We start from the raw sequence: 18,742 nt of genomic DNA on the forward strand, positions 1-18,742 counted from the left end.
TCCCAACTGTGCTCGTATAACGTCTGTTTACAGGTTCCCGTCAGGAAACCAGTTCCTCCAATTGCCCGGGCGTAACAGTAGCCGGATCGATCCCCTGTGCCATTGCGCGCAGGAATAGTTCATTTTCGGTCAGGGGAGTCTTCTTGTCCTCTTCCTGTTCCTGTTCTTGAACTGATTCATCGCGCTTCTCGTTCTGGCGTTTTGGTGAAACGAAACGACTGAAAAACTCTCTGCGGTTCATAATTATTCCCTGCCTATGTCTAGCTGTCCGGTAAAACCATCTGGCTGAAGGTCTGAAGGCCGTATTTTGCCAGTTTTTCGGCCTGTTCCGGCTGGCCGGTTTTCAAGGCATTGAATAATTCCACGTGGTAAGCGAAGAGGGCATCGATTTGCACTTCCGACAGTCCTGTCCCGGCATGCTCCAGATTCTTGGCCGCCAGTTCCAGCTCCTTCAGCAGGAGGATCAGGTAGCCGTTGTTGGAGACTTCCGCCAAGGAGCGGAAGAATGAGATGTAAACCCGGCTGATCATCGAAAGGTCGAAGTTCACAATGGCTTCTCCCAGTTTCGAGGTCACGGTTTCCAGCTCGCTGATGTCGCTTGGAGACAGGCGCAAAGTTTCGGTGCGCACAAGGCCGGGAACGACCAGATAAAGGGTCTCGACCAGTTGGCGGCTTGCTTCGATGCTTTTGCGTTTGCGCAGCATTTCCCAGCTGATGCAGCCTTCCTTGTTCTTCAGGTAACAGCCGCTTTTTTCACGAATCTCGAGGTAACCCATGCTTTCAAGGTTGCAGAGGGCTTCCCGGACTGTGTTCCGGCTGGTGTTGAACATTTCCGCAAGGCGTCTTTCACCGGGTAGGCGGTCGCCTATGGAGAAGGATTTGCCTTGCAGCATTGTAGTTATTTTCTGACAAAGGATTGGTCGTTGTGTTGATGCCATATCTGGTCCAACCAGTTTGAGGGTTAAATGATCCGCTCTTCACTTGAAGAGGTTTTATGGTCCGTTTTTTTTGAGCACAAGACGGGTTGTGAAAAAAAACACTTAAACTGGTCCAACCAGATGTCAATGTGAAATGGGCTAGTGTTGAGTTTTTTAGGGTTAAACCTTTGAATTTATAGTTTTTAAAATTTAGGGCAGTGTTTTTCTTTTTGGAACAAAAAAAGCGTGATGAGAAAGAGTCTCATCACGCTTTGTGTTGATTTTACAGTGTCTGGTTGGACCAGATATGCAGTTATTTACCGCTGCAATGTCCTAGTGCTGCGATAAACTGATCGTGAAGTTCGTGGAGGGGAGGTGCTGCATCCGGGTCATAGCTATGGGTTTTTGTGGAGCAGAAGATCAGCACATTGGTTAAAACCCCGTTTTCGTAGAAAGGCTGGGCATAGTAGGAGCGTATTCCGTGAGGAATGAACAGGGCCCAGTCGATAGGTTTTATGCTTTTGGATGTCTCCATCACCACATGGTTCTGGAGGTTGAAGCGGACGATGTTTTCCGCAATTGAACCTTCATATGGATGGGTACGGTTTTCGTCCAATCCGCTAAAAGGGCCGCCGATAGCGGTAACTTCAACTTTGTTTTCATCAATAAAGATGCGGGAAAGCATAATTGCGTCCGTAGGGGAACCGGAAGGCAGGGTTTGCAGGGTGGTTTCCAGCAGACATTCAATGCTTTTGCACTTGCTTAGTGTCTTGGCGGCTGTTCCTGAGCAAACAGTCTCGTTGCCTCGGACCGGGATGCCCTTGCAGGCCTGACAGTCGTTACGATGATCAAGGGTGATCCAGAGGAGGTTTTCACCATTGCGGGAGATGCTTTGGATGCTGGTCGAACATTCATGGCTTTTGCCCATGCTGTCCGTCACAGAGAGTTTGCCGTTCCAGCGGTCCGAAAAGATAAGTCCTTCATACAGCTTATGCAGGTCTGTTTCTGAATTGTGGCGGAAAATATCTTGAAAATTCATCAAGAGCAGTTCCTGTCGATCGTATTTTAGTAATTCTCCGGCTGCATTGTTTGCAGCACATACAGAGCGGTCTGAAAAACGAACGAACAGGACCGGATCGTCAATAAGGTCGATCTTGGTTGCAAGGTTGGGCCTGCCCTCTGTGGTCAGGATTTCATCCACCTGTCCGGAAATGTCCGTGAGCATACCTATGGAGCATGTCTGGTGAAGAGGGTCGGGAATGGCTCCGAGTCTGAACCATCTGGTGGAGTTCTTGTTTAAGCGCATACGGAAGACACAGCTGGTCGGTATGCGGTTTCTTACCTGTTGCAGACTATTCCGGAATTTTTCCCAATCTTCGCTCAGGATCATGTCGCGGGCGAGTTGCGGATTTTGCAGGACAGAGCGTACTTTTTGATTCTCAGTCGGGATTATGTAGGAGTTAAGAAAGGAAATCTCATTTTCTACAATATTAATGCGCCAGATGATGGCGGGAAGTTGGTTTAGATAACTTGAAAAATATTTTTCAAAATCAGCAAATAATCTATCGTTTTCATTGTTATGGGTAGGCATTCTAATCCTTATTAATATTGGCTTCTATAAATAAAACGATAGCCCGTTTATACCCTCATTTACCCTCTTGGCAAACATGTTTCTATTGGTCCAGCCAGATTAGCCGGAGGTTCATGTCCAGCTAGATTGACCGGATAGTTTTTGTACAAAACACAAATTGCATGCAATATAGTGCAATTTTGCATGCAATTTATATGTGCAAATGTGGGTGTTTTTGCGAAATGTTTCTGTTTCTATGGTGTAAGTACTTATTTTTCAGTGTATTACAAAAAAATATCTTCAGATTGGTTTATGGCATGGCTTATGCTAAATGGGCCGCATGCAACGTACAACTACAACATGTCCTTATTGTGGTGCAGGCTGTGCTCTCTCTTTGGAAGTTGAGGAGGGGCGTATCGTCAGTGTTTCCCCCGGTCCTGAGCCTTCAGTCAATCAGGGCGCTTTATGCTCCAAAGGACGTTACGGATTCGACTTTGTCCACCATCGCGATCGGTTGACCACTCCGCTGGTGCGTAAGAACGGCGAGCTGGTTCCTGCTTCATGGGATGAGGCTCTCGACCTTGTGGCTGATAGGTTAAGCTCCATTGTTTCTGAGCATGGTCCGCAGGCAGTGGGCGGCTTCAGCAGTGCCCGCTGCACCAATGAGGAAAACTACCTCTTCCAGAAATTTTTTCGCGCAGGACTCGGCAGCAATAATGTCGACCACTGCGCACGTCTCTGACACGCTCCCACCGTGGCCGGACTGGCCACATCATTGGGAAGCGGTTCCATGACCAATTCCATCCGCGAACTGTGGGATATGGGGCCGGGAGACTGCGTTTGCGCCATTGGAACCAACACTACCGAGTGTCACCCGATCATCGGCATCGGCATGATGGAAGCGAAGCGCAACGGAGCCGGATTGATTGTCATCGATCCCCGCGAGATTGACCTTGCGCGGCAGGCCGATGTCTGGCTCAGGCTGCGTCCGGGAACTGATACGCCGTTGCTTTCTTCCATAGCCAAGGTTCTTCTTGATGAAGGTCTGGCTGATCTTGAAGCTGTAGCCGCAGCGACCGAAGATTTCGATTCCTTCCGGGAAGGTTTGCAGGCTTACGACCCTGAAAGTGTAGCCGTTATTGCTGAGGTTCCTGGCGAAGAGATCCGCAAGGCTGCCCGGCTCATCGGCCGTTCTGCCAATGCTGCTTTCTACTACACCATGGGTGTAACCCAGCATACAACCGGGACCAATAATGTGCTGGCCGTGTCCAACCTTGCTTTGCTCAGCGGAAATATCGGACGTCCGAAAACCGGGGTCAACCCCTTGCGCGGTCAGAACAATGTTCAGGGTTCATGCGATATGGGAGCCTTACCCAACGTGCTGACCGGGTACCGTCCGGTAGCTGATGATGCGGTACGGGAAACATTTGAATCCGCTTGGGGAGTAAAACTCCCTGCTGAGCCGGGACTGACCATCCCCAAGATGTTGCATGCCGTTGAGGAAGACAAGCTGAAGGGACTTTTTGTTTTCGGCGAGAATCCCATGCGCAGTGATCCGGACATAAGTCATGTGGAGCATTGCCTGAAACATGTTGATTTTCTGGTTGTGCAGGACCTTTTTCTGACCGAAACAGCCGCGCTGGCAGACGTTGTCCTGCCCGGGGCAAGCTTTGCTGAGAAGGATGGAACTTTTACCAGCACAGAACGGCGAGTGCAGCGGGCCCGCAAGGCCGTTGATCCTATCGGTGACAGCCGTCCTGACTGGGAAATATTGGCTGATTTACTGGCTCGCCTGGGACGTTCGGAGCGCTACGCAAATGCCAGCGAGGTGTTTGATGAAATGCGGGCGCTGACCCCGACCCATGCCGGCATCAGTTACGAGCGTCTGGAATCAGGCGGTATTCAGTGGCCCTGTCCAGATGAGTCACATCCGGGGACTCCTATTCTGCATGTGGGAGGCTGTATGCGTGGTCTCGGTAAATTCGTGCCCCTTGAGCACCGCGAACCAGCGGAACTGCCGGATGCGGAATATCCGTTGACCCTGACCACCGGAAGGGTGGTCGCCCATTACCATACCGCCACCATGACCCGCCGCTGTTTCGGTCTTGCCGGGACATGGCCGGAGGAACTTGTGGAGATTCATCCCGCTGATGCCGCTGCATACGGTGTTGAGGATGGAGAACTGCTGGAAGTCAGCTCCCGCCGGGGAACGGTAAAGGCGCGGGCATGGATTACCAAAAGGGTCCGGCGCGGTCTGGTTTTTATGACTTTTCACTTTTCGGAAAGTCCGGCCAACATGCTGACCACTTCGGCAGCAGATCCAATTACCGGAACCCCGCAGTTGAAGGTTTGCGCTGTGTCTATTCGTAAATTCACGGAACCCGAAGAGTCTGTAGACGCGCAGGTTTCCGCAGCAATAAAGGAAGAAATTTCATGTCATCACGCTTAACTCCATTTATCCTTGCCAGCGCAGCCAAATGTATCGGCTGCCGGGCCTGTGAACTGGCCTGCGCTGCTGCCCATCTTCAGGGCGGTGTTTCTGTGGGAAGCTTGCAGGGGGCCCTTTCTCCTCGTCTTTACCTGACCCGTGCAGAAGATATCTGTGTTCCGGTGGGCTGTCGTCATTGCGAGGATGCACCCTGCGCTGCTGTCTGTCCCAATGGTGCTATCCAGCGTACTGACTCAGGGGTGCTGGTGGATGAGAAAATCTGTGTGGGCTGCAAAACCTGCCTTGCGGCCTGTCCGGTTGGAGCCATGGAGATGGCCCAGATCTGGAAGAATGGTCGTCCTGCCCTGCGCCGGGTGGTCGATCCGCAGAATCCTGATTCTTACATTATTGAACCCGCTCTTTTAGCCAGCAAATGCGATCTCTGCCATGAACGGGAAAACGGTCCGGCCTGTGTGGAAGCCTGCCCTAAGGACGCTCTGACTTTGGTTGAGCCCATGAAATTGAAAAAACGCCGCAATATTGAAGCTGTACTGGCTCTTGCCGGGTTTAATGCTCATGCAGGGGAGGAACTGTAATGACCAACATATCTCAAGTAGTTTCCATAGATCCCGCAGTCTGTACCGGTTGTCGCCGCTGTTCCGAGGTATGCCCGGTAGACGCTATTGTCGGCGTTGAAGGTGAAGCGCAGACCATTGATACTTCCAAGTGTGTAATCTGCGGGCAGTGTGTGCTGGCCTGTTCAGCCTTTGTTTCTCCCTTTGACGATGCAGCAGAAAATCTTCCGGCCATGCGTTTTGAGCGCGGTCTTGCTGAAAAAGACCAGTTGCCGCTGTTTGCCGCGCATTTTCGTAATGACACAAAAAGTGTTGCTGAGTTACTTGATGATCCGTCCAAAAAATCCATGGTCCAGTGTGCCCCGGCAGTGCGCACTTCCATTGCCGAAGAATACGGACTTGCACCGGGAACTCTGACTCCGGGACAGCTTGCCGCTTCCCTGCGCCGTCTTGGTTTTGATGCTGTCTACGACACTATTTTCGCGGCGGACGTAACCATCATGGAAGAGTCTTCGGAACTGCTGCAGCGCATTGAATCCGGGGGGCCGCTACCCATGTTCACATCCTGCTGCCCCGGCTGGGTGCGTTACATGGAAACAGCATGGCCTGATCTGACCGACCATCTTTCCAGCTGCAAATCTCCGCAGCAGATGGCTGGCGCGCTCTTCAAAACTTACGGCGCCGAGCTTGCCGGAGTCGGTCCGGAATCCATTGCCAGCATCGCGGTTATGCCCTGCACAGCCAAAAAGCATGAGGCTGCCCGTCCTGAAATGCAGGACAGCGGTCAGCCCGATGTGGATGCAGTGCTCACCGTAACCGAACTTGCCGCCATGTTGAAGGCGAAAGGCATCAATCTTGCCGAAATACCTGAAGAGGATTTTGACGTACCTATGGGCCTCTATTCCGGGGCCGGGGTTATCTTCGGAGCGACAGGCGGGGTAATGGAAGCAGCCCTGCGTACAGCCATTGCCGTTACCAGCGGTAAAGATGTTTCTGAGAGCGGGGTTGAGTTTACTCCGGCTGGAGAAGGCATCCGCAGGGCTTCTGTGGAAGTGGCCGGAAAGACCATCCGGGCAGTGATTGTTTCCGGTCTGGCCAATGCCGCACCGCTTCTTGAGGATGTCCGTGCCGGGAAGGCTGACTTTGATTTCATGGAAGTTATGTGCTGCCCCGGCGGTTGTGTTGCCGGAGGCGGCCAGCCCAAATTATTGCCCGGAGTTGATCTTGCCGATGCAATTGCCAAGCGCCGTGGCGGGTTGCACCGTCATGATAAGGAACTTCCGGTCCGTGCTTCGCATAAAAACGAGGCAGTTTCGGCTTTATATGATAAGTTTCTGGGTGAACCTCTCGGGCATCGTTCACATGAACTTCTGCATACCCACTACGGAAACAAAAGCGGGGGCCATTAACCATGAATGCTTTTGTTCTGGCTGTACCGTCACGTTGCATCGGTTGTCGGGCCTGTGAAATCGCCTGCGTGGATGCCCACATGGCAGCAGATATGGGGCAGGCTATGGAAAACGGGCAGCCATTCAGCCCGCGTATTTCAGTAGTGCGAGAGTCCGGAGTGACTGCACCGATTCAGTGCCGCCAGTGTGAGGATGCACCATGCGCGAAAGCCTGCCCTGTGGGTGCCATCAGCTATGACGGCAAGGCGGTGGTCATTGATGCTGAACGTTGTTTCGGCTGCAAGGCCTGTCTGGCCTCCTGTCCTTTCGGGGCCATGCAGGTCGGTTTAATCAACGTAGAGCATGAAGTTCCGGTAGCTCACAAATGTGATCTCTGCGACGGGCATCGCGATAAGCCTGCATGTGTTTCCGTGTGTCCTGCCGGGGCGTTGAGTGTTTTTTCAAGTGAGTCTTTGCAAAAACTATCGGCTAACAAGCGTCTGGAAAATGCGCGTATGACAGCCCATAATAGCTAGTAATTTTAATAAAATGACAGATTCCATCTATCGCAGCGTGGTCGAGGACCAGACTGAGCTTATCCGCCGTTTCCGTCCTGACGGGCGGCTGACCTTTGTGAACAGTGCTTTTTGCCGGTTTTACGGCATGAGTGAAGAAACTTTGCTTGCGTCGCATTTTCAGGAGCTTCTGGACCCTGATGAGCGCGAGGCAATTGTTCGTAAAGTCTATTCTTTGTCTCCTGACAATCCGGAGGTCAGAACCGAACCTCGTTATACTGATGCTGATGGGGAAGTTCATCATGTACAGTATGTGACCCGCGCTATTTTCGATGATGATGGAAATGTTGTTGAATATCAGTCGGTAGGGCGTGACATCACTGCCCAGCGACATGCTGAGGCTACACTTGCTGAGGCTCGCTCGGCCATGGAACGGGCCAGCCGGGTTACTACCTTTGCTGTTGTTGGCGGAGGCATCGCCCATGAGATTAACCAGCCGCTCAACGCAATACGGTTGCTATCTGCATCGGCCCTTTTGCTGGAAGACCGTTCCGAGAATCCCGATAAAAAAATCGTCCGTATCCTGCAAAATATTGCCGGACAGGTGGACCGCATCGATTCCATCGTCAACCATCTGCGCGAACACCTGCGTAATAACCAGCCCGTGACAGCCGAGCTGTGCAATCTTGGGAAGGCAGTGCAGTCAGCGTTATCTCTGATGAGAGCCCAGATGGTGGCAAGGGGCATAGCACTGGAACTTACCATCGACCCGGAAGTACAAACTGTTACCGGAACGTGTATCAGGTTTGAGGAACTGGTCATGAACCTTGTTGCCAATGCCATGCAGGCTCTGGAAACTTGTGACGTTTGTCAGAAAACCATTTCCATTCGGGTTGTGCCTCAAGGTTCCGGTTCTGTGGAATTGACTGTGGCAGATAACGGTCCCGGATTTGATCCAAAACTGGCCGATGAACTTTTCGAACCGTTTTTCTCCACCAAATCTCCGGGGTCTTCCATGGGGCTTGGCTTGTCTATCGTGCGCACAATCGTGCAATCCGCAGGCGGATCAGTTGTTGCGGAGAATCGTCCCGAAGGCGGGGCCCTTCTGCGGGTAATACTGCCTGCATCTGAAGCGGGAGGAGTGTAAAGAATATGCGTATTTTACTTGTAGATGATGATGCTCCAACCCGCGATTCACTGGCCGAATACCTGACCCTGCTTGGGCATGCTGTCACTCCCTGTGCAGAGGCTGTTTCCGCCCTTAATATTTGCCGCAATCATGACTTTGAAATGGTTCTTTCGGATATCCAGATGCCGGGTAGGACCGGAATCGAGCTGGTGCGTGATATCAAAGAGCTTTCTTTCACCACTCCCCCGGATGTGGTCCTTTACACCGGGCATGCCGATCTTGAACTTGCCATCGGAGCTTTACGGGCCGGGGCCTATGACTACCTGACCAAGCCCATCAATCTGGAAGAACTCGCAGCAGTGCTGGACCGTGTGGCCGAGCATCAGGAACTGCTGCGTGAGAATGAAAAGCTGACCGACCGTTTTGAGGAAGTTGTAGCTGAGGCAACCAGTGATGTGCGTGCTGAATTATCACAGTTGCGTGAATTATTTGCCCAGCAAGCCGGTTTGGATAACATCGGTATTTTCTCAGAATCCATGTGGGAGGTGGTCAATCAGGCCCGTCTTTACCACGAGGACCGTGACATGCCCGTGCTTATTCAGGGTGAGACCGGAGTGGGCAAGGATATCGTGGCCAAGATGATTCATTACGGGGAGAAAAATCCCAATTCACCGCGTCCTTTTGTGGATATTAACTGCGCGGCCCTTCCGGCAAATCTCTTTGAAAGTGAATTGTTCGGTTACGAGGCTGGTGCCTTCACCGGTAGCGCCACCCGGGGGGCACGGGGCAAGATTGATCTCGCTAAAGGAGGAACGCTGTTTCTGGATGAGATAGGGGAAATCCCGGTTGAGCTGCAAGCCAAGCTCCTGCGCGTCATTGAGAATAAAACTTTTTACCGAGTCGGCGGGCTTACCAAAGTCGAGACCGATATACGCATTATTGCTGCCACCAACCTTGATTTGACTGAGCGGATCGAAAAAGGGCTTTTCCGCAGTGATCTTTATTACCGCTTGCGGGTGGGCAGTATTATAGTTCCGCCGCTTAGAGAACGCAGTGACGACATCGTTCCTTTGGCCCTGTTGTTCCTGAGGGCATTTGCTGAAAAAAGGGGCAAAGCTTTTACAGATATCAGCCCTGAAGCTGCCGCAGTTCTGCTGGAGCACCCGTGGTCGGGCAATGTGCGTGAACTCAAGAACGCCATGGAATGGATTTCGGTCATGCATGATGCAAAGCTGCTGCTGCCCGAACATATTTCCGGTTTCTTCGCCGGTATGCAGAAAAGCGTTCCTGTGCAGGAAAGAAGCTCCACATCCCGGAAAATAGACCAACCTAAAAAAAGACCTACTGAAGAAGATATAGACGGAGCGCTTGCTGCAACAAACGGCAACAAAACCAAGGCTGCTGCGCACTTGGGTATTTCCATCCGCATGCTTTATTACCGCCTCGCAGCCAGAAAACAGAATGATAGCGAATAGATACTTTGGCCCGTATCAGAGACCGTAGAGCAGAGATCGCAGACTATAAAACGGAGATTAATATGAATCCGGACAGTACAGGATTAATTGATTTTATTGACGGGAATAAAATCTGGGAAATAGTGGATTCCACTACCCGGACCGAAGCCGATCAGGTTTACGATATTTTGGACAAAGCCGCTGAAGCCAAAGGGCTGTCCCTCGAGGAGACCGCAAGACTTCTGCAGGTCGAGGATCTGGAGCTGAATGAGGCCATCTTTGAGACTGCCCGTAAAGTGAAACAGGAAATTTACGGCAACCGCATGGTCCTTTTCGCGCCGCTGTACATCACCAATGAGTGCAGCAACCGCTGTGCCTATTGCGGATTCAAGGCCACAAATAAGGAGTTGCAGCGCCGGACCCTGAGTGCGGATGAAATCCGGCAGGAAGTCTCCGTGCTGGAAAATCAGGGCCACAAACGTTTATTGCTGGTTTACGGCGAGCATCCCAAGTTCGGTGCTGATTGGATCGCTGAAACCGTGCGCAAAGTTTACGATACTGTTTCGGAAAAAAGCGGTGAAATCAGGCGGGTGAACATTAACTGTGCACCGCTGGATGTGGAAGGATTCCGTAAGCTGCATGAAGTCGGTATCGGTACCTACCAGTGTTTTCAGGAAACCTATCACCGCGAAACTTATGCTGAACTCCACCCCAGCGGACACAAAAAAGATTATCTCTGGCGGTTGCATGCCATGCACCGGGCCATGGAAGCTGGCATAGACGATGTGGGCATGGGCACTTTGCTCGGCCTGTATGACTACCGTTTTGATACCATTGCCCTGCTGACCCATGCCGCAGAACTGGAAGCTAAATTCGGAGTGGGACCGCACACCTTGTCTTTTCCGCGGCTTGAACCGGCCCTCAATGCTGATATTGCCTTCAATCCTCCATATCCGATTTTTGATGCCCAGTTTAAGCGGCTGGTAGCGGTGCTGCGTCTTTCAGTTCCTTATACCGGACTCATTCTTAGTACCCGCGAAGGTCGGGGGCTGCGTCGTGAACTGCTTGATCTCGGTGTTTCTCAGCTCAGTGCCGGTTCCCGGACCTATCCCGGCGCATATAGCGATCCCGATTATGACCGCCCGGATGTGCAGCAATTCTGCATCGGTGATAACCGCAGCCTTGAAGAAGTTATCAGCGAAATAGTGGAGCATGGTTATGTGCCGTCATGGTGCACGGCCTGTTACCGCGCGGGCCGGACCGGAGAACAGTTTATGGAATTGGCTAAAAAGGGATTCATTCAGGAGTTCTGCCATCCCAATGCTCTGCTGACATTTAAAGAATATCTGCTGGATTACGCCCATAAGGACACGCAGAAGCGAGGCAATTCACTGATCAGCCGGGAACTGGAATGTTTTGCAGTGAAACGAAAAGGTGTTGTGAGCGACAGGCTGAACCGTATCGAACACGGCGAGCGGGATTTGTTCCTTTAATCCGCTTTAAATTCACGATCACGACTATTTAACGCCATGACTGTAAAAGAGATTTTAGACGCCCTGATGGCAGACAGCCCGGAACCTTTATTTGCGCAGGCCCGAGAAGTTCGTGATTCCGTGTTTGGTAATGAGATTTTTCAGCGCGGGGTGGTGGAGTTTTCTAACAACTGTCGCAAGAACTGCCACTATTGCGGCCTCCGTTGTTGTAACGGGCAGATTGAACGTTTTTCCCTAGATGCGGATTCTATTCTTGCAGCAGCCCGCTGCGCCATTGACGTCGGAATGGGAACAGTGGTCCTGCAATCGGGCGAGGATAAAAATCTGGACCCTCATTTCATCGGGGACTTAATCCAGTCCGTTAAATCTTATGCCGATGTTTCGGTGACCCTTTGCCTTGGTGATTATGACCGGGATACATATAAATTTTGGCGGGATTGCGGGGCGGACCGTTATCTATTGAAAATAGAGACCTTCAACAGCGAATTGCATGCCCGGCTTCGTCCCGGACAGAGTGTGTCCGAGCGTCTTGCCCGCTTGGAAACCCTGTGCAGCCTCGGTTATGAGGCTGGGTCCGGGCTGATTACAGGTTTGCCCGGCATGACTCCTGAAATCCTTGCCGAGGACCTGTTGCGTTTGAGCCTCCTTCCGTTGGATATGATCGCGGTGGGGCCGTTTATTCCGCATCCTGATACGCCCCTTGGCCGTTTTTGGGCAGGTAGTCTGGATGAAACTTTGCGGGCAACAGCATTGTTGCGGATCATGAATCCGAAGGTGAATATCCCTGCCACCAGTGCCTTGGATGTCTTAGTTGCAAATGGCCGGGAGCAGGGACTTGCGGCCGGAGCGAATGTGGTCATGCCCTCGGTCACTCCGGAATCAGTCCGTTCAGAATACAGTATTTATCCCGGAAAAAATTCTTCTTCTGACCCTGTTATGAATAACGTTGTCCATATGCAGCGGAGATTGAAACAAGCGGGTTACCATCCCTCCTCCACCCGCGGTCAATCTCCGCTGCGGACCACTAACGATAAGGAATGTTCATATGCATGACAAAGCGTCCAAAGGCGTACGCATGGTCATCAGCCTGCTTGGCAACCGCAATGCCGGAAAATCATCACTAATAAATGCTCTTTGCGGGCAGGATATTGCCATTGTCTCCGATCATCCGGGTACAACCACCGACCCGGTGGCAAAGCATTACGAATTGCTGCCGCTCGGTCCGGTGACATTTTTCGATACTGCCGGACTGGACGATGAAGGTGAGCTTGGAGAGTTACGCATCAGGGCTACGCGGAAGGTCTTGTTCCGTACAGATCTGGCCCTGATTGTTGTCGGAGAACAGGGGCTTGGCGAGGCTGAAAAGCATATTCTGCAGACTGTACGGAAAATGGAGCTTCCCCATCTCGTAGTTTTCAATAAGTCTGATATTGCTGAGCCTTCTGCTGAAGATATTGCTTTTTGCGGCGAACATTCCATCACTTATCAGCTTGTCTGCGCCGCTTCAGGTAAGGGTGTTGATGAACTTAAGAAAAATGTGATTAATGCCGCTCCCCGTGAGTTCGTTGAAGATCCGGTGCTGGTCAGTGATCTGGCCGGAAAAGGTGATGTAGTACTTTGCGTGACCCCCATTGATATGGCTGCGCCGAAAGGACGGTTGATCCTGCCGCAGGTTCAGGTCCTGCGCGATATTTTGGACAGTGACGCCATGGGCATGGTGGTCAAGGAAGGGGAGCTTGTTGATGCTTTGCAAAGACTCAGCACACCTCCGGCCTTGGTGGTCACCGATTCACAGGTTGTGCTTAAGGTTGCCGCTGATGTGCCGGATGAAGTGGCGCTGACTACATTTTCCACCCTTTTTGCCCGCTATAAGGGCGACCTGAGTGCCCTGCTTCGGGGGGCGGATGTCATTGATTCCCTGCAGGACGGTGACCGGGTGCTCATGTGTGAAGCCTGTTCGCACCATGCTACTGAGGATGATATCGGTCGGGTCAAGATTCCGTGCTGGCTAAGAGAGTATACCGGCAAGGAATTGCATTTTGAGATGTACTCCGGTCATGATTTTCCGGATGATCTGGAAGGTTATGCTCTGGCAATTCATTGCGGCGGATGCATGACCAACCGCACTGAAATGTTGCGCCGTATCCGGGAATGTAACCGCAGGGGCGCGCCCATCACCAACTACGGCGTAGCCATTTCCAAGGTGCAGGGAGTGTTGGAAAGAATCGTCAGGATGCTCTGATTTATAGATTGTACAAATTCATGTTGGGAGTTTGGCTCAAGGCCATGTCCGGTATGATGTGCTCTTTTGCCATCCGCCGGACATCATCCATGGTCTTTGCTGTGGAAAACTTGGCCAGCAGACTGTGCCCGAATCGGAAATTGGCTGCAAAATAGGCCATGAACAGCCGGAATCGTTTAATTCCCCGGATGGGGTCGAACTCCTGCTCTAATGCTGTGGCCATCCGCAGGACGTAGTCTTGAAAAATGTTTTCGTCGGGCGTGTAACCTGTTGTCCATTGGGCAAAAAGCCATGGGCGGGCCATGGCCATGCGGCCTATGGATACGCCATCACAGCCTGTTTTATCCAACATATCCTGACAATGCTGCGGGGTTGTCACATTGCCATTGCCAAAGACTGGGATGGAAACCGCTTCCTTGATATAGCGGATATGGTCAATGAAGGGGGGACGGGTGCGTTTGTCCGGTGCCACACGCGGGTGAAAGACAAGGCAATCGGCTCCTGCTGCCTCAAATTCTTTCGCTAGGGCCGCTGCCGGTTCGATATCCTTGGACCATCCGGTGCGGAATTTAACAAATACAGGAATGGACACAGCCTTTCGAACTGCTTCCACAATGGCCACTGCTTTTCCCGGGGTCTTGAGCAGGGCAGCTCCCGCCTCGCGTTTGATCATTCCCCGTGCCGAACATCCCATGTTGATGTCCACGCCAAAGAATCCTTCACGTTCCACGCGCTCTGCTGCAATGACCAGCTCTTCCGGTGTGGCCCCCACTATTTGACAGACCAGACTGGGCAGTTCCCACTCGTGCCAGCGAAAAACAGGGGAGACTCTGGGATTCTCTGTTGGGACAGCCTTGGCGCTGCACATTTCCGTAAAAGCCAGACCGCAGGAACCATAGTGGGCCAGAACCTCCCTAAAGGCAGTGTGGGTCAATCCGGCCATGGGGGCCAGCCACAACTTATTGGGGATGGTTTTTCCGCCAATGGTAATGGGGGTGTTAAGCTGGGTTGCCAGTCTGGGCAAATAGGTTGGAGTGGATTCGGTCATGTGATCTATAAGGCTGTTTTGGGTGTTATGGGATGTTGCCTTCCGTATCCTGTTGTTGCACAACGGGCAAGTCTTGAGACCGTGAAAAGGGCTTTTTTTGCCAGATAATCCGTAACCAGCAGACAGTCGGTTTAATTCAGGTCGTTGATTACATAAAAAAACCGCCCCGGAAATCCGAAGCGGTTTTTTATTTGGTACGTACAGTATTGTTAAGGTTCCCAACGCTTGGTGTGTGCGTGAACATGGGTTGCAGGTACAATCCTTTTAGTGTTTTTGTCTGCGGGAACAGAGATTTGGGTTGTCTGGTTATTGTCGCGGGCGGTTGTGCGAGCCCAGACGCTTACCCAGCCGCTGTTTTCAAGATCAGCATTCTTCTCATCTCCGGCATAGAAGGCATGCAGGGCATTACGTTCAAGGTAGATAAGCCAATTATCCTTGGGATCTGCACTCATGTACCAGTCTTCCCATTTACTTTCTCCTTTTACTTCTACGTCAAAGCCGTCTTCGGCACGGGTTGCCTGAAACTGGTCGCTGTCCCAATCCAGCAGTAGAAACTGATTCTGTTTGGGGTGTTCAGGAGTGGTCAGGGTCATGTAGATTTCCTGCGGGTGGTGGAAATGTACGGGGTAGGAGGAATTGTTCAACTGCGCGGTCATGCCGATTTCAGAACCAACGGTTTCGCCGTCAATGGTATCGATGCGCAGGTTACCCCAAGGTCCCATAATTTCGGCATAGAGGTAGCCGCCACGGATGTCTTTGTTCCATGCTTTTTCGCTTTCAGCGTAAAAAGGAATCCAGCCCACGGAAGACCACAGGTGCGGTAAACCCTTGATGGTGATATCACGGCCGAAGTGTGCGGAGCTGTCGGTATTGGAAGCAATTTCAACAAAGTTTTTGTTGAGCTCCAGACCGGCTTTTTTGATTTCAGGGTCTTTTGTCTTTTCAAAGTAATCAGTAGCAACAGGGCGGTTCAGCCATTTGGAAACCGGGGAAGAGTTCTGAAGTTCTCTGTTGGGAGTGAAAAGTTTGGTCCAGCCGTTGGAGTGGCTCAGCTGGGGATCAAAACAGCGTTTGGCCTTCTCGGGCTCAGCAAGAACAGCTTTGACGTGTTTGATCATCAATTCCACATCACGTTTCTTGGTGATGCATTCTGTTTCGGGCTTACCTGTTTCGGAATTGTAGGTGCTGACCACAGCTTCAGCAGAATCAAGACATTTTCCGGTCGGAGTTTCGAGGGCTTTCACGTAAGCTTCAAGGTAAGCAAGGGTGTCGTTCCAAAATAGATCTATGTTGCGCTGTTCTTCTTTGCTCCATTTTTTTTCAGGAACATCAAGGCACACGAATTCTGCAGCAAAAGCAGCAGAGCCGATCAGCATGGAAAGCAGAAATCCTAAAATTGAAACATATACAAATTTATACATAAATCTCTCCTTATTAATCTTAGTACCCGATTTTTAAAAGACGGGGGCTGAGTCTGTTCGACCCAGCCCCTTCCTTTCATGAGGTGACAGGGATAGGGGACCTGTCGGTAGGTATATTATGGCTTACGCTATTTAATCATCCTGCCTGCTACCTGTGACCTGTTCATCAGATAAACAGATAAGATGCTCTCTCCGGTTGTGAGGATAAATTTTAGATAGGGACTGAATTCAAGAATTCAGTCCCTGTTTTCCACGCAGGGACAGGCAAGAGGGGCCTGTCCGGTAGATGTATATTATGGCTTAGGTTATTTCTTCATTTTACCTGTGACCATGCTGCGAACAAGGGTGAAAACAGATTCACCGGTGGTGCAGAGGTAGAGGTGGATGACGATGAAGAGGATCATCAGGAATGCCGCTCCGGTATGTACCAGAGATACAAACCGCTTGCCGTCCATGCCCATCAGTTCAGGGGGGATTACTTCAGGTATGAACAGGGCCAGTCCGGATGCGATCAAGACGGGGAATAGCATAAAGAGGACCGGCAGGTAGGCTGACTGCTGCAGAGGATTCAGCCGTTTTGCGGGGTCATGTCCGGCAGGATTTTTCTGTCCTTTATAGATGCCCAGCATGTAGTACTTGGCCTGCGCAATGGATGCGGAGATGAAATCCGCACGCGGCAGGTACTGCATGATCTGTCCGGTCAGAAGCAGATAGAGCATATACAGAGCCCAGAGCGCTGCAAGGCCGATCGCAAAGTAAGCGTGGGTGGACTGCGCAGAATCAAAGGTCATGGCGACCCCGAAGTGCATAGCAAATCCGCTGATAATCAGGATGGCGAACAACAATGCATTGATCCAGTGCCAGAGACGAACTGCAAGCGGGAACATGGTTACGGTCTTACCGTGGGCATAAACAGCTTTGGTGCCCATCATGCGCAGCACTGCGTGTACAGCAATCAGGAGCAGCATGGCTGCCAGAATCTGGACGAACTTGGCGTTCAACCACGGGGTCTGGGTGATGCCGATGACGTATTTGTTCTCCAGCAGGCGGGAGTTCATGAAACCAAGTTCGGAGTCCGCTTCTCCCATGCTGGCCTTGATGGCCGCGCTGTTCTTTTGCTGCAGTTCAGCGTCATCAAAGAGGCCTTTGTTGACCATGGAAAAGGCGCGCTGTTCACTGCGGTATTTGTTGAGCTTGGTAGTCATGGCAGATGACTGGGAATGGCAGCTCTCGCAGTTAACCTTGGTTTCTTTAGCTTCCATGATCACGTGTCTTTCAGTGCCTTCCTTGCCACCGTGGCAGGCTACGCAGCTGACAGCTTCGAAATGCTTTTCCTTGCTGGGCAGAAACCAGTGCCCCATCTTCTGGTCGAGCAGTTTTTTGTCAGTCAGCTTCTGGTAGCCTCGGTAGTCGGAGTGGCATTTGAAGCAGCGTTCATTTGTATCAGCAATGCCGAATGCAATGTCTTCAGTGCGTTCTGGGAGGCGGAAAGTATGGGCATCGTGGCAGGAAGCGCAGCTGAAGTCCTTGCCTTTTTTGACAATGGCTTTGGTGTGGTAGCTGCGGGCAACCTGTTCGTAGATGTCCTTAAAGTAATTGCCGTGACAGGACTGGCAGTCCATGGGCTTTTTATTCTTGAACTTGTGCGGGGCACTTGCAAAAGCATCTTCGCTTGCACCCGCATGGCAGCTTTGGCAGCTCTGCCCGCTGTGCACTGAGTTGCGGTAATCCACTTCGTCAACATGGAGCTGAAGAGTGTGTCCCCGGTCAGTAACCCATCTGGTGGTAATCTCAGCATCGCCATGGCAGGAGAAGCATTTTTGATTCTGCTTCAGCGCACCTTGGCGCAACTGGGCGGCCTTTGCGTATAATTGCTCTGATTGGGCGGTTGTATCGCCCGCTGCATGGACTGGACTCACTGACAATGCGGCCATAAATAGGGCGAGAGTCAAGACCAGGCATACAGATGCCTGTTTAGTAAGCATGGGTAATTCCTCCTGATCAGTTCTTAGGGAACCTGGTAATCAAAGTGGTGGCAGTTTTTGCAATAGAATTCAGATTTACCGTGCTCTCTATGACAGGTGTCACAGGGGAGTTCTGTGGCCCAGTGCGGGGAGTTGTGCGGGTTGGGGGCAAGCTTTTCAGTGCGCTTGGCAACATCTGCAGGAGTGCCGTGGCAGTTGGCGCAGTTGCGGGTATCCGGAGGTGCGGTAGGAGCTTTTACTCCATGGCAAAGCTCGCAGTTGGCACCGTTCTGGTGAACTTTTTTGTGGTAGCTTTTGACCGGAAGTTTTCCGAAAACCACATCATCAATGATGTCGATGGTGACTTGTTTGGTCTTGTGCTGCTCCAAATCAATTTCGGCAACACTCTTTTCTTTTTCAGCTGTATCCTGTGCGCGCAATGCGTTGGGCGCAAGGAAGATTCCCATTGCAAACAGAAGTAGAATCGCCCCGAAGGCGAATTTTTTATTATTTTTCATTTTCATGTCCTTTTTAACTAATAGGGATTCCAAAGGGGCTTAGCTCCTTTGGCCGCCGGAGGCGAAATGCGATCAACTAA

At 51.5% G+C, this 18,742-nt stretch carries 16 protein-coding genes; 9 read left to right on the plus strand and 7 right to left on the minus strand.

The window, feature by feature from the left end; translation table 11 throughout:
- Positions 1–40 precede the first annotated feature (40 nt).
- The 3 genes from ACO05Z_RS00885 to ACO05Z_RS00895 all read right to left on the minus strand — a co-directional run bounded on the left by ACO05Z_RS00885 (position 41) and on the right by ACO05Z_RS00895 (position 2,508).
- Positions 41–241 carry a hypothetical protein gene (locus ACO05Z_RS00885; protein ID WP_421899432.1) on the minus strand — a complete coding sequence of 67 codons (201 nt, stop codon included), beginning with the start codon at positions 239–241 and terminating at the stop codon, positions 41–43.
- A 19-nt stretch (positions 242–260) separates the two neighbouring features.
- Entirely contained in the window at positions 261–938 is a 678-nt protein-coding gene (locus ACO05Z_RS00890) for a FadR/GntR family transcriptional regulator (protein WP_421899434.1), read from the minus strand.
- Between the two features lie 292 nt (positions 939–1,230).
- Complete coding sequence (locus ACO05Z_RS00895; RefSeq protein ID WP_421899437.1) at positions 1,231–2,508, minus strand: diguanylate cyclase; 1,278 nt, start codon at positions 2,506–2,508, stop codon at positions 1,231–1,233.
- 319 nt (positions 2,509–2,827) lie between these two features.
- On the opposite strand from ACO05Z_RS00895, the gene fdhF reads away from it, so the two are divergent.
- The 9 genes from fdhF (at position 2,828) to hydF (ending at position 13,711) form a co-directional block, all read left to right on the plus strand.
- On the plus strand, positions 2,828–4,936 hold the full coding sequence (fdhF, locus tag ACO05Z_RS00900; protein WP_421904148.1) for a formate dehydrogenase subunit alpha: 2,109 nt from the start codon (positions 2,828–2,830) through the stop codon (positions 4,934–4,936).
- Positions 4,921–5,511: a 4Fe-4S dicluster domain-containing protein gene (locus tag ACO05Z_RS00905; RefSeq protein ID WP_421899439.1), complete on the plus strand. Its 591-nt coding sequence runs from the start codon at positions 4,921–4,923 to the stop codon at positions 5,509–5,511. The genes fdhF and ACO05Z_RS00905 overlap by 16 nt, the downstream gene beginning before the upstream one ends.
- Entirely contained in the window at positions 5,511–6,899 is a 1,389-nt protein-coding gene (locus ACO05Z_RS00910; RefSeq protein ID WP_421899442.1) for a [Fe-Fe] hydrogenase large subunit C-terminal domain-containing protein, read from the plus strand. Before ACO05Z_RS00905 ends, ACO05Z_RS00910 begins: the two co-directional genes overlap by 1 nt.
- A 2-nt stretch (positions 6,900–6,901) precedes the next feature.
- Positions 6,902–7,414 (plus strand): 4Fe-4S dicluster domain-containing protein, encoded by a 513-nt coding sequence (locus tag ACO05Z_RS00915; protein WP_421899444.1) that lies wholly within the window; start codon positions 6,902–6,904, stop codon positions 7,412–7,414.
- A gap of 13 nt (positions 7,415–7,427) precedes the next feature.
- Positions 7,428–8,540 carry a PAS domain-containing sensor histidine kinase gene (locus ACO05Z_RS00920; RefSeq protein ID WP_421899446.1) on the plus strand — a complete coding sequence of 371 codons (1,113 nt, stop codon included), beginning with the start codon at positions 7,428–7,430 and terminating at the stop codon, positions 8,538–8,540.
- A gap of 5 nt (positions 8,541–8,545) precedes the next feature.
- Positions 8,546–9,997 carry a sigma-54-dependent transcriptional regulator gene (locus ACO05Z_RS00925; RefSeq protein WP_421899449.1) on the plus strand — a complete coding sequence of 484 codons (1,452 nt, stop codon included), beginning with the start codon at positions 8,546–8,548 and terminating at the stop codon, positions 9,995–9,997.
- A 62-nt stretch (positions 9,998–10,059) separates the two neighbouring features.
- Entirely contained in the window at positions 10,060–11,469 is a 1,410-nt protein-coding gene (gene hydG, locus ACO05Z_RS00930; protein ID WP_421899452.1) for a [FeFe] hydrogenase H-cluster radical SAM maturase HydG, read from the plus strand.
- A 36-nt stretch (positions 11,470–11,505) separates the two neighbouring features.
- Positions 11,506–12,522: a [FeFe] hydrogenase H-cluster radical SAM maturase HydE gene (gene hydE, locus ACO05Z_RS00935; RefSeq protein ID WP_421899454.1), complete on the plus strand. Its 1,017-nt coding sequence runs from the start codon at positions 11,506–11,508 to the stop codon at positions 12,520–12,522.
- A complete protein-coding gene (gene hydF / locus ACO05Z_RS00940) occupies positions 12,515–13,711 on the plus strand; it encodes a [FeFe] hydrogenase H-cluster maturation GTPase HydF (protein ID WP_421899457.1) in 1,197 nt (398 codons plus the stop codon). Before hydE ends, hydF begins: the two co-directional genes overlap by 8 nt.
- Position 13,712: 1 nt before the next feature.
- On the opposite strand, the gene ACO05Z_RS00945 is transcribed toward hydF, so the two are convergent.
- The 4 genes from ACO05Z_RS00945 to ACO05Z_RS00960 all read right to left on the minus strand — a co-directional run bounded on the left by ACO05Z_RS00945 (position 13,713) and on the right by ACO05Z_RS00960 (position 18,662).
- Positions 13,713–14,759, minus strand: coding sequence for a tRNA dihydrouridine synthase (locus tag ACO05Z_RS00945; RefSeq protein ID WP_421899459.1), 1,047 nt, complete (start codon positions 14,757–14,759; stop codon positions 13,713–13,715).
- A 209-nt stretch (positions 14,760–14,968) separates the two neighbouring features.
- A complete protein-coding gene (locus ACO05Z_RS00950) occupies positions 14,969–16,180 on the minus strand; it encodes a dimethylsulfonioproprionate lyase family protein (RefSeq protein WP_421899462.1) in 1,212 nt (403 codons plus the stop codon).
- A gap of 305 nt (positions 16,181–16,485) precedes the next feature.
- Positions 16,486–18,165, minus strand: coding sequence for a cytochrome b/b6 domain-containing protein (locus ACO05Z_RS00955; RefSeq protein WP_421899464.1), 1,680 nt, complete (start codon positions 18,163–18,165; stop codon positions 16,486–16,488).
- A gap of 23 nt (positions 18,166–18,188) precedes the next feature.
- Positions 18,189–18,662, minus strand: coding sequence for a cytochrome c3 family protein (locus ACO05Z_RS00960; protein ID WP_421899467.1), 474 nt, complete (start codon positions 18,660–18,662; stop codon positions 18,189–18,191).
- Between the last annotated feature and the right edge of the window lie 80 nt (positions 18,663–18,742).

Origin of the sequence: Maridesulfovibrio sp. (assembly GCF_965230075.1) — a bacterium.
Classification (GTDB): Bacteria; Desulfobacterota; Desulfovibrionia; order Desulfovibrionales; family Desulfovibrionaceae; genus Maridesulfovibrio.

Bases quoted from the DNA above. Each gene is read 5' to 3' on its own strand.
- ACO05Z_RS00890 (WP_421899434.1), bottom strand. From the start codon at position 938: ATGGCATCAACACAACGACCAATCCTTTGTCAGAAAATAACTACAATG.
- ACO05Z_RS00885 (WP_421899432.1), bottom strand. From the start codon at position 241: ATGAACCGCAGAGAGTTTTTCAGTCGTTTCGTTTCACCAAAACGCCAG.
- ACO05Z_RS00915 (WP_421899444.1), top strand. From the start codon at position 6,902: ATGAATGCTTTTGTTCTGGCTGTACCGTCACGTTGCATCGGTTGTCGG.
- hydE (WP_421899454.1), top strand. From the start codon at position 11,506: ATGACTGTAAAAGAGATTTTAGACGCCCTGATGGCAGACAGCCCGGAA.
- ACO05Z_RS00950 (WP_421899462.1), bottom strand. From the start codon at position 16,180: ATGTATAAATTTGTATATGTTTCAATTTTAGGATTTCTGCTTTCCATG.
- ACO05Z_RS00895 (WP_421899437.1), bottom strand. From the start codon at position 2,508: ATGCCTACCCATAACAATGAAAACGATAGATTATTTGCTGATTTTGAA.
- hydF (WP_421899457.1), top strand. From the start codon at position 12,515: ATGCATGACAAAGCGTCCAAAGGCGTACGCATGGTCATCAGCCTGCTT.
- ACO05Z_RS00925 (WP_421899449.1), top strand. From the start codon at position 8,546: ATGCGTATTTTACTTGTAGATGATGATGCTCCAACCCGCGATTCACTG.
- ACO05Z_RS00955 (WP_421899464.1), bottom strand. From the start codon at position 18,165: ATGCTTACTAAACAGGCATCTGTATGCCTGGTCTTGACTCTCGCCCTA.
- hydG (WP_421899452.1), top strand. From the start codon at position 10,060: ATGAATCCGGACAGTACAGGATTAATTGATTTTATTGACGGGAATAAA.
- ACO05Z_RS00905 (WP_421899439.1), top strand. From the start codon at position 4,921: ATGTCATCACGCTTAACTCCATTTATCCTTGCCAGCGCAGCCAAATGT.
- ACO05Z_RS00910 (WP_421899442.1), top strand. From the start codon at position 5,511: ATGACCAACATATCTCAAGTAGTTTCCATAGATCCCGCAGTCTGTACC.
- ACO05Z_RS00920 (WP_421899446.1), top strand. From the start codon at position 7,428: ATGACAGATTCCATCTATCGCAGCGTGGTCGAGGACCAGACTGAGCTT.
- ACO05Z_RS00945 (WP_421899459.1), bottom strand. From the start codon at position 14,759: ATGACCGAATCCACTCCAACCTATTTGCCCAGACTGGCAACCCAGCTT.
- ACO05Z_RS00960 (WP_421899467.1), bottom strand. From the start codon at position 18,662: ATGAAAAATAATAAAAAATTCGCCTTCGGGGCGATTCTACTTCTGTTT.